The following is a 14,054-nucleotide window of genomic DNA, read 5'->3' on the forward strand; positions in this document are numbered from 1 at the left end:
GTCTTCGTCGCCATAGAATTTCTTCAGGCACGGGAAGCCGCGAAGGAGCCCCTATGCGAACGCTGTTGAAACTGATCGGCGCCTTCATGTTCGTGGCTCTCGCCGCCACCAGCAACGCCGCGGCGCCACAGCTGCGGACAGGCGCCAACTTCACCGGCAGTACCTACGGCATCGACAGTTCAGACGTTCCCCCGGACACCGATGGCGCTGTGGGTCGGCGCCACATAGTCGAGCTCCTCAACGGCCAGTACGCGGTTTACCTGAAGAACGGCAGGCGTGTGCAATCCGCCTCGCTCGATCAGTTCTGGGCCGCGGCCGGTGCAACTGTTCGGGGACGGTTGGCCGATCCGCGGATATTGTTCGATCCGTTCAGCCAGCGCTGGTTCGCGTCGACGCCTTCGTTCAACTTCGGGAACGGTCCGGACGACCTGCTGGTCGGCGTGTCGAAGGGCCCGGACCCCACGAAGGGCTGGGCAGGCTTCACGATTCCGTTTGCCGGCCCGGTCGGCACCTTCGTGGATTTTCCGACGCTCGGGATCGATCGCGACGGCGTTTTCGTCTTCACCAACGGCACCGTGCTGGTAGTGCCGAAAAGTGACCTTCTGGCCGATCCGCCGTCCGTTGCCCATGCCGTGCTCGTGCAAAGTACTGATCTCCTGACGCCGCTCGGCACCAAATTGCAGCCCATCGTCAGCCTGGACAATGTGGCGTTGCCGGAGCCCCTGCTCGGCCCTTGGGACGTGGAAGGCACCGTGTTCCGCCGCTGGAGCGTCACGGGCCCCATCACTGCGCCGGTGCTGGATGCGTCGGCCGGATTCATTCCGGTCACGCCGTACCAGGGGCTGGGCAACCAGGGCGCGCTGCAGCCGGAATCCGGGATCGGCATTTTCACGAGTTCGCCCATGTTCGCCTCGAGCGTCGTCATGCGGAACGCGGTCCTCTGGGGCGTGCAGACCGTGGCCAATCTGGGCCGCGCGGCGCTGCGCTGGTTCGCGATCGACGCCCAAACCAACGCCGTGCTCCAGGAAGGCCTGATCGCCGACCCGATCCGTGACGTGTTCATGGGTTCGATCGCGGTGAATGCCTGCAACGACGTCGTGATCGGCTTCAACGAATCCGGGCCGAGCCAGTTTGTGAGTGCCTATGCGGTGGCAGGCACCACGGTCAACAACGTCACGACCTTCGGCGAGCCGCTCCTGCTCAAGTCCGGCGTGGCGCCTTACGAGGTGACGGGCGGCGCGCCTGTTGCCCGTTGGGGCGACTACAGCGCGACCGTCGTGGACCCCAGGCATCCCCTCACCTTCTGGACATTCCAGGAATGGCCATCCGCGCGCGACGTCTGGTCCACCCAGATCACCCAACTCAAGCTGCACAAGGGCGGCCGGGCGCACGACGAAGCTGAAGACGACGATCGGGCGGACGACGCCGACGTCAACGATCACGCGAAGCAGGTTTCCAGATGCCGCGCGGGCTAGAACCGCGACTGGCGGCGACGCCCAACCAGTCGCGAAGTTGCTTCCCCCACTGAGGCTGACATTCCCAAAGCAACCTGAGGGCGTCTCCGGCGGTAGCGTCGCTTGGTCGATCAAGTGAAGCCAGTCGCAGAGAGCACCGACCTGCCGCCTTCTCGTCCTGCAACGCCACGTGGCAACAGACTTCGCATTGCAGCGCCGGCGCCCAGTCCGGTCGGACCCCCTGGGCGCTGCGGGCGCATTGCAGTGCGCTAACCGGATTTCCCGCGAACAGGTGTGCATAGGCCAGCGTGACGTACCACACGAAATTCTGCGGATCGAACGCATTCAAATGCAGGCCGCGGGTCAACGCGGCCTGAGCTCCGGGTGCGTCCCCAGAGAAGAGCCGAGCCATACCCAGCACGAGGTGACCGAGCGCAAAGCCCGGGGCCAGCTCAGCCGCGACGGTAGCAGCGCGGATTGCCGTATCGAAGCGCTGCGCATACACGCTCGTAATAGCGACCGCGTAGTGTGCATAAGGATTCTTACCGTCCAAGCGGATCGCGCCCGCCGCTGCTTCCAGGCCTTCGCGCAAGTCGCGTTCGGGCGCGTCGCTCCAGCCGTAAGCAACAATGCCCGCACTTACCCGCGCAAGCCAGAAGTGTGCTTGGCCAGACGCTGGGTCCCGGTGGCATGCCTCACGAAACAAGTCGCGCGCCTGCAGATGTCCGGAGCGCGTGACTTGATGGAAGAGCCAGGTGCCGCGATGCACCAGGTCTCTGGCGGTGGCTGTTGCGGTCCCACCCGCTTGGACCTGGGACGAAGAACTCTTGAGCAGTTCAGGCTCGACCGCTCCCGCCACTTGGTGCGCGATGGTGTCGTGGACGTTGCCCAGGTCGCCCGCCGCGAGCTCGTAGCGCGCCGACCAAAGTTGCGTCTCGGTAGGCGCATCGGTGAGCTGTACAGCGATGGCGAGTCCGTCAGCCGATTTGCGCAAGCTGCCTTCGAGCGCGTACCGAACACCGAGTTTTCCGGCGACCTCGCGCGTTGGCAGGCGATCGCCCTTGAATGCAAAGCTTGCGCTTCGACCGATCACCTGAAACCACCTGAAGCGAGACAACGCCATCATGATGTCTTCCGTGATGCCGTCGGCAACATACTCCTGCTCGGGGTTGCCCGTAAGGTTCAGCAGGGGAAGCACGACAATGGACGACCCTGGGTCGATGTCGAACGCCGGCGGCTGGACTGAAACGGGAAAGCAGAACCGGTAGCCGATTCGCGACACCGTTGCGATGAAATCGCCACCGTTTTCGGTTGTGCCCAGCACGCGCCGAAGCGCAGAGATCTGCACCGAGAGGTTGCTTTCCTCGACCACTGCGTCCGGCCAAGCGGCGTCGATCAGTTCGGCCTTGCTCAGAACGCGACCATTGGCACGCACCAATGCAACCAGAACGGCGGCCGCACGGTGACCCAGCGAAACAGGGGTGCCGTCCCGCAACAGAATGGCCCGCCCCGCATCGAGCGTAAAGGGCCCCAGCTCGAAGCACTCTTCAGCCATACAAGATTGTAGGGGCGCACATTTCGGAGTTTTTCGGCATTCCTTCAAGACTGGCCGCGAGGCTTGACCTAGGCTGAAAGCCTACCCATCACCGAAGGTGTTCGCCATGACGACAAGCCCCAAGAGCAAGATTGCACAAGTGGTCCGTGGGAGCGAGCCGTTCCGCAGCGTACAAGGTACTGTCTACGCACCTGGCATCAGCGCGGAAACCGCCAACGCAAAAGCGCTTTTTCTGGGGCTCGTCACCCTGCCCCCCGGGGAGCGAACCAAAGCGCATGTCCACAAGACCCACGAGTCGGCGTTTTATCTGGTCAGCGGCGAGCGGGTGGAACTCTGGAGCGGCGAGCACCTGGAGCATTTCGCCGTAGCTCGCCCCGGCGACTTCTTGTTCATCCCGCCGCTAGTGCCGCACGTGGCTGTGAACCGAAGTGCGAATCAGCCGGCCGTTTTCATTGGCGCGCGAAATGAGCCGACGGCCATAGAGAGCGTTCAAATGCGACCCGACCTCGACGACCGAATCCTTTGACCAAGAGAATGTGGAGGTTCAAATGCAAAAGTCGATTGTTCATACTGAGCACGCACCCGCTGCGGTAGGTCCCTATTCACAAGGCGTGACCGTGGACGGGTGGGTTTTTACATCGGGTCAGGTGGCACTTGACCCACGCACCGGCACGCTCGTCGGCGACAATGCGGCCGCCCAGGCGGAGCAGGCGCTCCGTAACGTCAAGTCCATCCTGCTGGCAGCTGGAAGCACACTCGAATCCGTGATCCGCGCCACGGTCTACCTGACGGACATGGACGATTTTTCAGCCTTCAATGCCGTGTACTCGCGCTACTTCCCCGATAGCTTTCCGGCCCGGGCATGTGTCGAGGTTTCACGCTTGCCCCTGGGGGCCCTGGTGGAAATCGATGCCATTGCGCGAGTCCAACAACGCTGAGCCGTCACGCCGCACCTGCAGGCGATCAACGATTGGCGAGCTCGCGACAGCGGGCCTCGTCCAGCGGGTGCCCGGCGCCGCGGAAGCCTTGCGCAGCGGCGGCGAAGCCCTCGCGGGCGGCCGAGCGCTCGCCCGCGGCCAGCGCGACATGCGCCCGCGCCTCATGCAGCGCGGCATACCAGGCGGGCAGCTTCATCACCACGTTGGCCAGGAATTCGGATAGCCGCTGATGGCCGGCGGCCAGGTCCATCTCGCGAGCCCTGGCGGCCGCGATGGTGGCGGGAATGGCGAAGGTGATGCGGCAGCCGGGGCAGGTCTCCAGCGGGCCGCGCACGGCGGCCTCGGCCTCTTCCAGCACGCCCAGGGCGGCATCCGGATCGGTCGTGATGGCGATGCGGGTGCCGTAGATGCGGTCCAGCAGATGGAAGCCGACGTCGGACTGGCGCGCCACGTCCAGCGCTTCATCCAGGAGGCCGCGCGCCAGGTCCGGCTGGCCGCGGTACATGGCGAGCTCGGAACGGCGCTGCAGCGACAAGGCTTCACCCGTCGCGCCGCCGATGGCCCGATGCAGCCGGCCGCCGGCGACCAGGTCTTGCTCGGCCGCGTCGAGCTGGCCGCTGAGCAGCTTGGCCTCGCCACGCAAGGTCACGGCGAAAGCATGGCCGCGCGCGGCGCCGAGCCGCTGCGCCTCGGCGGCCAGCGAGTCGGCGAACGAGATCACGTCGGCGTACGGACGCGAACCGTAGAGGAAGCGCTGCGTGATGCACAAGTGGCCGTCGAACACCCGCGTCGCAAGGTGCGGCAGGTGGCTGGTCTCCTTCAGGTCGGCCCACACGCTGCCGTGCAGGTCGCCGCGCGCGTGCGCGGCCGCTGCCTGCGCCCAGGAGGCGATCACCAGCGTGCCCTCGTCGCCGGTCTCCAATGCGAGGCGGCGCACCTCGGCCGCGCGGCGCGTGCCTTCGGCCGGATCGCCGAAGCCCAGCGCCGCGGCGCCGCTGTAGGCCAGGGCTTCGGCCAAACGGCCCGCGACGGTCGTCGGATGCACGTTCTCCAGGTACTTCAGGGCGCCCGGCGGGTCGCTCATCTTCACCTGCGCCAGCGCCCGCTTGGCGCGCAACTCGTGGGCCTGGGCCTCGGGTGCGACGTCCGCGGCGGCGTCATAGGCGAACAGGGTGCCCGGGCGAGCCAGGGCGTCCATGGCCTCGGCGCGCAGCGCCAGCGCTTCCGGCTGCGCCGGGCGATGCGCGAGCAGCGGCTCGACGTGGCGCAGCACGTCCTCGAAGGCGCCGAGGCGGAACGCCTGGCGCGCTGCGGCCAGCGAGGGCGGCACCGCCTTGTCGGGATCGCCCGCGGCCAGCCAGTGCTGGCCGACCAATCCCGGCGCGGCGCCGGCACCGTCCAGCCGCGTCGCCACGTCGCGATGCAGGGCCACGCGCCGATGTGGCGTGACGCCGTCGACCAGCGCCTGCCGCACCAGCGCATGGCGGAAGCGGTAGCGGCCGTCCGTCACCACCAGCACGCCGGCGCTGAGCGCCCGGTCCAGCCGGGCCAGCGGATCGTGGCCTTCGTCCACGGCAAGCGCAACGGCGGTAGCGACGTCGAAGTCCTCGGCCGCGAGCGCCAGCCGGCGCAGTCCCTCCATCGCACCCTCATCCACGTCGCACAGGCGTTCGGCCAGCGCCGCCGACACGCTGCGCGGCAAGTCCGGGCTGGCAGCATCGCCTGACGCGGGTGCCGCGTGCGCAAGTTCGACCACCGCAAACGGAAGGCCCTCGGCCCGCCGCGCGATGCCTGCTGCCGTACCCGGCGGCAGCGGTGCAGCGGACGACCGCGTGGCCAGCAGCGCCGCTTCGTCCTCGGTCAGCGGCCCAAGCTCGATCGCCTCCAGTTGTCCCGAGCGCAGCATGCGCGACACGTGGCGACCCAGCAGCTCCGGCAGCGTGGGCCGGCATGCGAGCAGCACGAACACCGGCGGGCCGCTGGCCGCCAACTGCACCAGCACCTCGGCGCTGGCGTCGTCGGCAGAGTGCGCGTCGTCGACGATCACCAGCACGGGCTTGCCGGCGGCGGTGGCCAGCAACAGGCGACGCACGGCGCCCACCATCTGGTGCCGCCCGAGCGGCAGCGCCAGCGGCGGCGCGCTCCCGGCGGCGGGACTCATCGCGGCCAGCACCGTCTGGGCGTGCGCGCCGATGGCCTCCAGCGCGTCGGGGGTGGCGTCACGCAGCAGCGGCTCCACCACATCGGCCGTGAGCCCGTAGGGCCGCGTCCAGTCGCTGGCCTGCATGGCACGCACCTGCCAGCCGAGGCCCCGAGCCTCCTCGGCCACGCGGCGGCAGAAGGCGGTCTTGCCCATACCGGCCGGCGCGCGCACCACCGCCCCGCCCGGCCGGCCCGCAAGGCTCGCGCGCAGCAGCGTCAGCACACGCACCAGTTCCAGCGCCCGTCCGACGAAGCGCGGCGCGGCGCCCTCCATCCCCGCGACACATTCGCGGTACAGCGCTTCCACCTGCGGGCTGGGCCGCAGGCCCATGGACTGCTGCAGGTGGTCGCGCAGGTGGCCATACCAGCGCAGCGCCGAAGACCGGCGGCCGGCGGCAAGCTCCTCACGCATGAGTTGCAGGTGGGCTGCCTCGTCGGTGGGATCTTCCTGAACCAGCCGCTCCAGCTGGCCGGCCTGCCGCAGCAGCCGCAGGTACTTGTCGCGCAGCCGCTGCCGCGGCGCCTCCGTCCAGGGTTCGTAGCGGGCTTCGGGCAGCAGCTCGCCGCCATAGAGTTCGGCCGCCGCCTTGCACGACTGCGCGTCGCCGCCGGCCAGCGCATCGTCGGCGGCGCGCTCGAAGCGCACCGCATCGCAATCAACGCTGCGGTCGGGCAGCAGGAAGACGCGGCCCCCGCGCAGCACCAGCGCATCGGGTTGATCGATGAACTGCCGGGCGTGATGTGCCGCCTTGCGCAGGTTGGCGCTGCCGGCATCCGGGTCCAGGTGGGGCCACAGCGCCTCGACCACCTCCTCGTTCATGAGGCTGCGCTCGGGCTGCAGGCTCAGCAGTTGGATCAGCTCGGCGGCGCGGCGGCCGAGCTGTTCCTCTGGCGACTTCGCCCCCTCGACGCTGACGCGGAACTGCCCGAGCAGCCGGATTTGAAGCGACATCGCGATCCTTTTCTCCCGGCGCGCGCCGGGAACGTTTCAGGAACACCCGGTGTGGATCATGACATCACAGGCGCTAACCGGTGCCTGATTCTAGGAGAGCAAGCATGCGCATGGCTAAAGATGACGTAGACGTCAAGATGCAGATCCCGGGCGCGGTGATCCGCCAGCAACTGAACTTTGGCGACGCGACCGGACTGGGAAAAATCAGCGGGGAGTACTTCAGCCTCTCGGCAGGCGTCGATACCACGCCGCTGTTCCAGGGACTGCAAGGCAATTCATGCCAGTGCCCGCACTGGGGCTTTGTCTTGCACGGTCAGCTGACGACGACCGATGAGGGCGGCGCGCAGGAGACGGTCAAGACGAATGACCTTTTCTACTGGCCGCCCGGTCACAACGTCAAGGTCGACGCAGACGCGGAGATCGTGATGTTCAGCCCTCAACACGAGCACAGCCACGTTATCAACCACATGATCGAAAAGGTGAAATCATGAACCCGAACAAGACCCTCTGGGAAAAAGGCGACTTCACCCGTATCGCCGAAAGCATGCGGGAAAACGGGGAAGACATCGTCAGGCAAGCCGGCATCACTCCCGGCATGAGAGTTCTCGACCTCGGATGCGGCGATGGCACGACGGCCATCCCGGCCGCGAAGCTGGGCGCCAATGTGCTCGGCGTGGACATCGCAAGCAACCTGGTCGCCGCGGGCAACCGGCGCGCGGCCCAGGAAGGCTTGTCGGCGACCTGCCATTTTTTGGAAGGCGACGCCTGCGACCTGGGCAGTATCGAGAACAAGACCTTCGATCTCGTCATCAGCATGTTCGGCGCCATGTTCGCCCCCAAGCCCTTCGACGTGGCCAGGGAGATGGTTCGCGTGACCAAGCGCGGCGGCCGCATCATCATGGGCAACTGGATCCCCAATGACCCGACGCTGGTCGCGCAGATCCTGAAGATCAGCGCGTCCTACTCGCCGCCGCCGCCCGAAGGCTTCATCAGCCCGATGACCTGGGGCTCGCCCACCAACGTGATCGAACGCTTCGGCGAGGCGGGCATCGCGTACGAGGGCATCACCTGTGAGCGGGACAGCTACCTGTTCGACTTCAAGGGGTCACCGGCGGAGTTCGTCGACACGTTCCGGCAGTTCTACGGGCCCACGATGAATGCCTTCGACGCGGCCGCCAAGGAGGGTCGGACGGATGCGCTGCGCAAAGAGCTGGTGACGCTGTTCGAAAGCCAGAACCTGAGCCAGTACCCAGGCACGGCGTTGATCCCGGCGACGTTCCTGCGAGTGACGGTGCAAGTGGGCTGACGGTACGCCTTTGCGACTCTACTGGCCCGAGCCAGCCCAGTAGAGCGCCGCGGGATTGCTGGTGAGCGCCAGGGTGGCGGCTTCCTCTCCCACCCAGTCGTACACCGCATCGAGCAAGCTTGGATATACCGCGAGCGCTTCGTAGTTGGTACAGGGCCAGTCGCTGCCCCACAGCAAACTCCGAGGACCCAGCTCGTCATGAAGGATCCTGCCCACCGCGCGGGGGTCTTTTCCTTCCAGGCGATATGCGCCGCTCAACTTGACGTGCACCGGGTTCAGGCGAGCGCGCGCCCTCAGCATTCCGATCGTCGGGTCCGAAGCCGAGGCTGCGGCAGGTTTGCTCATGTGGTCGACGACCAGCGGGATTCCCCTGGGGAGTTGGCGCAGCACATGCGGCAGGCCTCCCACGTCGGTGTGGAGTTCCACGTGCCAGTCCAGCAGGAACATCTCGTCCCAAACCGAAGTGGCATGGTTCCATGCGCCCAGGTCGTGGGAGGCACCGGAGAGATTGAGGCGAATTCCGCGCACACCGCACGATTGAAGATGACGCAACTGCTCCGCTGACCAGGCAGGATCGATTACAGCGATCCCGCACAAGGTGTCGGCGTGCTTGCGCAGCTCTTCGCACAGGCGGGTGTTGTTGGTGCCTAGAAAGCTGGGTTGGACGAGTACGCCTCGGCCCACCCCTACCGCGCTTGCGGCAGCCCGCCAGGTCTGGAAATCCGCGTCATACGCGGGGACATACCGTGCGCCGGGACTCGCCTCGCCCGCTGCGAAGAGGTGGAAGTGAGAGTCGACCAAAAGGTTTTTTGACGATTTCGGCGGCATGCAGTACATTCTAGTCCTCTAGAGGTCTAGTCGATGCAACAAAGCAGTCAATTCACCGCCGACGTGGAGCCGTCCATTCCCGGCCTGAGCCGCTATGCGGAGCTTGCGACGGACCTGCGCGCGCGCATCCTGCGGGGCCAATGGGAGCCGGGGCAAGCCCTCACCGCTGAAGCTGAACTGGCGCGCGCCTATGGCGTCGCCCTGGGCACGATCCGGCAGGCGATTGCGCTGTTGGTGGATCAGGGCCTGCTTGAACGGCGGCACGGCAAAGGCACGTTCGTGAAAGCGGGGCTCGGCGGCGCGTCGATGCTGCGCTTCTTCCGTTTCCGTCATGCCGACTCATCGCAGGCGCCCACCTCGCGCATCCTGAATCGCAAGCGGATACCGGCCGATGCTGCCACCTCTCAAGCCTTGACGATCCCTGAAAACGCGCCCGTGCTGGCACTGGAGCGCCTGCGCAGCATCGCCGGGCAGCCGTGCCTGCTCGAGACGATCATGCTGCCCCTGCCCCTGTTCGAGCCGCTCGCAAGCTCGGATCCGGCAGCTTGGGGCGATCTTCTCTACCCCGAGTACCAGCGTCGATGCGGGGTGGTCGTCCACCAGGCCGAAGATCAGCTGAGCTTTGACACGTTGGGCGCATCGAATGCCCGACGGCTGGGACTCACGAAGGGCCACCCCTGCGTGCGTGTTCGGCGCCGGGCGTATGACCTCACCGGCCGATGCGTGGAGCTTCGCATCACCCTCGGCGATGCGTTTGACTTCGAATACACGGCCCACGTGCGGTGAGGCCCTTCACTTCTTCTCCAGGAGACAGTCCATGAAGCCCCGTTATTCTTCGCTCGGCCGTGCCGCCGGCATCGTCACGATCGGCATCCTGGCGGCCGCGGCGCAAGCCAACGCCCAGCCGACAGCCTGGCCCGCGAAGCCCATCACACTCGTGGTGACCTATCCGCCCGGCGGCGGCGCTGACGCCATGGCTCGCCTGATCGCGCCCAAAATGGGTGAAGCGCTCGGCCAGAACGTGATCGTCGATAACCGCCCCGGCGCAGGCGGACAGATCGGGGCCTCCTTCGTGGCCAAGGCCGCGCCGGATGGTCATACGCTGATGCTCGACGCGTCATCGTTCGCAGTCAATCCGTCGCTCTACCCCAAGCTGCCCTACGACAGCAGCAAGGCGTTCCGCGCGATCGGCCTTGTCGCGCAGTTTCCGAACGTGGTGCTGGTGAATGCCCAGTTCCCGGCGAAATCGGTGGGCGAACTCACTGCGCTTGCGCGTGCGCGCAAGGACGCTGTCTCCTACGCCTCGTCGGGCAACGGCTCGGCCCAGCATCTCGCCGGGGCGCTGTTCGAATCGGCAGCCAAGGTCGACATGGTTCACGTTCCTTACAAGGGAGGTGGCCCGGCGTTGAACGATGTGATCGGCGGGCAGGTTCCGCTCTTCTTCGGCAATCTTGCTTCCACCCTTCAGCATGTGCAGTCCGGCAAACTGCGAGCACTTGCCGTCACCTCCGCCAGACGTTCCAGCATGCTCCCGGACGTGCCCACCTTGACCGAATCAGGTCTGCAGGGAGCCGATATCTATGAGTGGAACGCGCTCTTCGCGCCCAGTGGCACCCCTGAGCAAGTGGTGCAAAAGCTCAACGCCGCGCTGCACAAGGCCATCGACGCGCCCGACGTCAAGGCACGCATCGCTCAGCTTGGCGGCGAACCCCAGCGAACGACGCCCGACGCCGCCCAGCAATTCATCAGCGCCCAGATGTCTCTGTGGGCGCGGGTGATCAAGGACCGCAACATCACTATCGAGTGACTCGACGCCCCTAACCCAACCCGGAAAGAAATGAGGTTTGACATGCAATTTGAAGATCAATCTACTACGCGGCGCACCTGGATCACCCAGGCCGCGGCGGCGGGACTCTCGCTCTCCCCGCTATTCGCAGCACGCGCCGCGGAGGCCTGGCCGACAAAGCCGGTACGCCTGGTGGTGCCGTTCGCACCCGGCGGAAGCTCCGAGATCGTGGCTCGAGCACTCGCCGGCGAGATGGCCAAGACCATCGGGCAGAACGTGTTTGTGGACAACAAGCCAGGCGCGGCCGGGAACATCGCCATGCAGGAAGTCGCGAACTCCACCGACGGCCACACACTCATCCTGGGTCACATCGGCACCCTTGCCGTGAACCCCTACATATTTCCCAAACTCCCGTACGATGCCGAACGGGACTTCGCCCCGATCACGCTCATCTCAAAGGTGCCCAGCCTTTATGTCGTGCATCCGGATCTGCCCGTGAAGGACTTGAAGGAGTTCGTCGCGTACGCCAAGGCGAGGCCTGGTCAGCTGAATTACGGCTCGGCCGGCAATGGCAGCGCCGGCCACCTGGCCATGGAGTACCTCAAGCTGGCGACGGGATCTTTCATGCTCCATGTGCCGTATCGGGGCACGGGCCCCATGCTCACGGACCTGATGGCGGGCCGGTTGCAGGCGGCGTCGGTTGGCGCCCCGGCATTACTGCAATTCATCAAGGCAGGAAAGCTGCGGTGCATCGCCACGGGCAGTTCGACGCGCCTTTCCCAGTTGCCTGACGTCCCGACGGTAGCCGAACAGGGCTACAAGGGGTTCGAGATGACGCAATGGTACGGATTGATGGCACCCAGCAAGCTTCCCAAAGAACACCTTGACAAGCTCGAAGCCGAGGCCGTGAAGGCTGCGCGCTCCAGGGCCGTCGCCGACAAACTGGGACAGGAGACCGCGATTGCCGTCGGCAGCACCCGCGCCGAGTTCGCCGCCTTCATCCGTCAGGAGCAGGCGCGCTGGAAACCAGTGATCGCGCGCGCGCAGATCAAGCCGGAAGGCACCTGACCACCTAGCCAGGACGGATGTCTGATTTTGGCCGGCGGACGGCCCTCACCTTCCCGCTATTGCCGCCGCCGCAAAAAAACTGCTCTGCACCGTCGGACTCGAGCCCGGAGATGCCCACCCCGGCCGGCATCTCCAGGGCCTCCAGGACTTCCCCGGTCCGCGGATCGATCCGCCGCAACTCGCTTTCGTCGCCTTCCCAGGTGGCGTGCCACAGCTCGCCATCGACCCAGCTCACGCCGGTGACGAAGCGGTTGGATTCGATGGTGCGAAGCACGGCACCTGTCTGCGGATCGATCTGATGGATCTTGCGGTCCCGGTGCTGGCCCACCCATAAGGTCCCTTCCGCCCACGCGAGCCCCGAGTCGCCGCCACCGCCCGGCGCGGGGATGGTGGCGAGTACGCGGCCGGTGTCCGGGTCGATCTTCTGGATGCGGTCCTCCGCGATCTGGAAGAGGTGCCGGCCGTCGAACGCCGTGCCCGCATGCGCGGCGACGTCGATCGAGCGCACCGTCTGTCCGCTCGCCGGATCGAGGGCGTTCAGCTTGTCCCCGGAGGCAAACCAGACCTGCCGGCCGTCATAGGTGACGCCACCCACTTTCTCGACACCCGGAAAGGGCCCGTATTCACGCACGATTTTGGCTGCTTGTCGCTTCATGCCGCCATCCTACTCACCTGGCAGCGAAGCGGGGAGTAACAATGCCGTCGTGAATCCGGCCACGGTCGGCGTCGTCATCCAGCGACGCGATCGCCCGTGGCCCAACCATTGCACCTTGCCCGCCCCCGCCAGGGATTCCAGCGCACGCTGCACGGTGCGCTGGCTGGCGCCCAGTGCCAGCGCCAGGGCCGAGCTCGACCACGACTCGCCGTCGGCCAGGAAGGCGAGCACCTCCCCATGCTCCCCTTCCATCGGCCGCGCCAGCACGGCCACCTCGGCCGCGTGGTGAGGCTCCAGCACGAAGCCCTGCTTCGTCGCCGTCACGCTTGCCAGTGGTTGTAGCAGCGTGCGAAGCCGTCCCATCTCGACCCGCAACCGCGCTCGATACGACTCGTCCGCTTCCTTGCCGCGGAAGGCCCGCGCGACCAGTGTGTCCCGCGGCACGTCGGCGGGCCACGCCTCGCCCAACGCGCGGGCCAGCGCAAACAACACCGGCCGGCTTGCCAGTGACACCGACACTCCTGCCCGGCGCACCGCATAGCGGCACGCGTCCACGACGAACGCCTCGGATGCGAGAAGCGCTTCCACCTCTTCGAGCAGCAGGGCCCGCCCCTCGCCGCGCGAGATCAGGCGCGCCGCGGGCGCGTCCAGAGCGCGCGAGGCGCTCGCCACTTCCGCCGCCAGCGCGGGGATGCCTGCCTGGCGCGCGGCGAGCTCGGCCCCGGCGAGCGCAGCGCGCGCCGTCTTCGTGTGCAGGCGCCGCACCGCGAGCCCCGCAACCACCAGCGCATGGGCGACCTTCGATGCCGGCGGCAAGGGTGTGGGATCGAGCCCGGCGAGCGTCCGCTCGGCCTCGTCGAGCTGGCCGATCAGCAAGAGGCGCCGGGCCTGGAGATGTCCCGCATGAGCGGCGTTGGCCTTGTCGCCATGCGCTTCGAGCGTCGCCCTTGCGGCGTCCAGCGCCTTCGCCGGCCAGCCCAGGTCGCGCGAGACGAGCGCGATCTCGGCCTCGGCGACCACGCACCGGGCGCGGTCCACGGCTTCTTTCGATCCGAAGGCGCGGGCGGCACTTCGCAACAGCGCCTTTGCCCGCACGAGATCGCCGAGCCGCGCCATCGCGATGCCCCGAAGCGCGAGCGCGGCTGCGTCGTCGCGCAGAGCCACGCGGTTCAGCGCGCCGAGCACATCACCGGCCGCGAGCGCGCGCGCCGCGGCAGTGATCAGCGAATCCATCCCCACCTCGCCAAATATCCCGCCACATTTGTCACTCTCACTCTCCCCATGCTTGTTTTTACTATAAGCCCACGCCT

At 66.8% G+C, this 14,054-nt stretch carries 13 protein-coding genes; 8 read left to right on the forward strand and 5 right to left on the reverse strand.

The window, feature by feature from the left end:
* Positions 1-65: 65 nt before the first annotated feature.
* Positions 66-1,475 carry a hypothetical protein gene (locus HNE04_RS03185; protein WP_172216648.1) on the forward strand — a complete coding sequence of 470 codons (1,410 nt, stop codon included), beginning with the start codon at positions 66-68 and terminating at the stop codon, positions 1,473-1,475.
* Here the strand turns inward: HNE04_RS03185 and HNE04_RS03190 are convergent.
* The gene (locus HNE04_RS03190; protein ID WP_172216650.1) at positions 1,432-3,009 is read right to left on the reverse strand and encodes a winged helix-turn-helix domain-containing tetratricopeptide repeat protein; all 1,578 of its coding nucleotides are present in this window, start codon (positions 3,007-3,009) and stop codon (positions 1,432-1,434) included. The two genes, HNE04_RS03185 and HNE04_RS03190, sit on opposite strands and share 44 nt — an antisense overlap.
* Before the next feature lie 106 nt (positions 3,010-3,115).
* On the opposite strand from HNE04_RS03190, the gene HNE04_RS03195 reads away from it, so the two are divergent.
* Both HNE04_RS03195 and HNE04_RS03200 read left to right on the forward strand, forming a co-directional pair.
* Positions 3,116-3,535: a cupin domain-containing protein gene (locus HNE04_RS03195; protein ID WP_172216651.1), complete on the forward strand. Its 420-nt coding sequence runs from the start codon at positions 3,116-3,118 to the stop codon at positions 3,533-3,535.
* A 22-nt stretch (positions 3,536-3,557) separates the two neighbouring features.
* On the forward strand, positions 3,558-3,947 hold the full coding sequence (locus HNE04_RS03200; RefSeq protein ID WP_172216653.1) for a RidA family protein: 390 nt from the start codon (positions 3,558-3,560) through the stop codon (positions 3,945-3,947).
* 25 nt (positions 3,948-3,972) lie between these two features.
* On the opposite strand, the gene HNE04_RS03205 is transcribed toward HNE04_RS03200, so the two are convergent.
* Positions 3,973-7,101 (reverse strand): ATP-binding protein, encoded by a 3,129-nt coding sequence (locus HNE04_RS03205; RefSeq protein WP_172216654.1) that lies wholly within the window; start codon positions 7,099-7,101, stop codon positions 3,973-3,975.
* Positions 7,102-7,205: 104 nt separating this feature from the next.
* Here HNE04_RS03205 and HNE04_RS03210 point away from each other — a divergent pair, with 104 nt between their 5' ends.
* Together HNE04_RS03210 and HNE04_RS03215 are read left to right on the forward strand one after the other, a co-directional pair.
* Entirely contained in the window at positions 7,206-7,592 is a 387-nt protein-coding gene (locus tag HNE04_RS03210; RefSeq protein ID WP_172216656.1) for a cupin domain-containing protein, read from the forward strand.
* Entirely contained in the window at positions 7,589-8,407 is an 819-nt protein-coding gene (locus tag HNE04_RS03215) for a class I SAM-dependent methyltransferase (RefSeq protein WP_172216657.1), read from the forward strand. The genes HNE04_RS03210 and HNE04_RS03215 overlap by 4 nt, the downstream gene beginning before the upstream one ends.
* Before the next feature lie 18 nt (positions 8,408-8,425).
* On the opposite strand, the gene HNE04_RS03220 is transcribed toward HNE04_RS03215, so the two are convergent.
* Positions 8,426-9,208 carry an amidohydrolase family protein gene (locus HNE04_RS03220; protein WP_235964723.1) on the reverse strand — a complete coding sequence of 261 codons (783 nt, stop codon included), beginning with the start codon at positions 9,206-9,208 and terminating at the stop codon, positions 8,426-8,428.
* Between the two features lie 60 nt (positions 9,209-9,268).
* Between HNE04_RS03220 and HNE04_RS03225 the strand changes: the two genes are divergently transcribed.
* From HNE04_RS03225 to HNE04_RS03235, 3 genes are read left to right on the forward strand one after another with little or no spacing between them, the layout of a single operon-like run.
* The gene (locus HNE04_RS03225) at positions 9,269-10,021 is read left to right on the forward strand and encodes a GntR family transcriptional regulator (RefSeq protein WP_172216661.1); all 753 of its coding nucleotides are present in this window, start codon (positions 9,269-9,271) and stop codon (positions 10,019-10,021) included.
* A 31-nt stretch (positions 10,022-10,052) separates the two neighbouring features.
* The gene (locus HNE04_RS03230) at positions 10,053-11,042 is read left to right on the forward strand and encodes a tripartite tricarboxylate transporter substrate binding protein (protein WP_172216663.1); all 990 of its coding nucleotides are present in this window, start codon (positions 10,053-10,055) and stop codon (positions 11,040-11,042) included.
* Between the two features lie 42 nt (positions 11,043-11,084).
* Entirely contained in the window at positions 11,085-12,089 is a 1,005-nt protein-coding gene (locus HNE04_RS03235; protein WP_172216664.1) for a Bug family tripartite tricarboxylate transporter substrate binding protein, read from the forward strand.
* A gap of 4 nt (positions 12,090-12,093) precedes the next feature.
* On the opposite strand, the gene HNE04_RS03240 is transcribed toward HNE04_RS03235, so the two are convergent.
* Both HNE04_RS03240 and HNE04_RS03245 read right to left on the reverse strand, forming a co-directional pair.
* A complete protein-coding gene (locus tag HNE04_RS03240; RefSeq protein WP_172216666.1) occupies positions 12,094-12,744 on the reverse strand; it encodes a Vgb family protein in 651 nt (216 codons plus the stop codon).
* A 9-nt stretch (positions 12,745-12,753) separates the two neighbouring features.
* On the reverse strand, positions 12,754-13,977 hold the full coding sequence (locus HNE04_RS03245; protein WP_172216668.1) for a helix-turn-helix domain-containing protein: 1,224 nt from the start codon (positions 13,975-13,977) through the stop codon (positions 12,754-12,756).
* Positions 13,978-14,054: the final 77 nt, after the last annotated feature.

It is taken from the genome of Caenimonas soli, assembly GCF_013155545.1.
In the GTDB taxonomy this organism is placed as follows: Bacteria; Pseudomonadota; Gammaproteobacteria; order Burkholderiales; family Burkholderiaceae_C; genus Ramlibacter; species Ramlibacter soli.